Origin of the sequence: Massilia sp. CMS3.1 (assembly GCF_051262535.1) — a bacterium.
In the GTDB taxonomy this organism is placed as follows: Bacteria; Pseudomonadota; Gammaproteobacteria; order Burkholderiales; family Burkholderiaceae_D; genus Telluria.
On the sequence record NZ_JBIMES010000079.1, the window covers coordinates 1 to 770 of the forward strand.

General features: G+C 60.0%; 1 protein-coding gene. It reads left to right on the forward strand.

The window, feature by feature from the left end; all coding sequences use genetic code 11:
- Positions 1-770 (forward strand): elongation factor Tu (locus tag ACHAC9_RS24505; RefSeq protein WP_435764420.1); only part of this gene is annotated, 770 nt, incomplete at both ends.

Here is a 770-nt window from a genome sequence, read left to right on the forward strand (position 1 = left end):
CTGGTCGACGACGCAGAGCTGCTGGAACTGGTCGAAATGGAAGTGCGTGAGTTGTTGTCGAAGTACGAGTTCCCAGGCGACGACGTGCCAATCATCAAAGGTTCGGCACGTATGGCACTGGAAGGCAAACCAGGCGAGATGGGCGAAGACTGCATCATCGCGCTGGCACATGCCCTCGACACCTACATCCCGACGCCAGAGCGCGCTGTTGACGGCGCCTTCCTGATGCCAGTCGAAGACGTGTTCTCGATCTCGGGTCGCGGCACCGTCGTGACCGGTCGCGTCGAGCGCGGTATCGTGAAAGTCGGCGAAGAAATCGAAATCGTCGGCATCATCGACACCGTCAAGACCACCTGCACCGGCGTGGAAATGTTCCGCAAGCTGCTGGACCAGGGTCAAGCCGGCGACAACGTCGGTCTGCTGCTGCGCGGCACCAAGCGTGAAGATGTCCAGCGTGGTCAGGTCCTGGCAAAGCCAGGTTCGATCAAGCCGCACAACCACTTCACCGGCGAGATCTACGTTCTGTCGAAAGATGAAGGCGGCCGTCACACGCCATTCTTCAACAACTACCGTCCGCAGTTCTATTTCCGTACCACCGACGTGACCGGCTCGATCGAGCTGCCAGCGGACAAGGAAATGGTCATGCCAGGCGATAACGTGTCGATCACCGTCAAGCTGATCAACCCGATCGCGATGGAAGAAGGCCTGCGCTTCGCCATCCGCGAAGGCGGTCGTACCGTCGGCGCCGGCGTGGTTGCCAAGATCCTTGC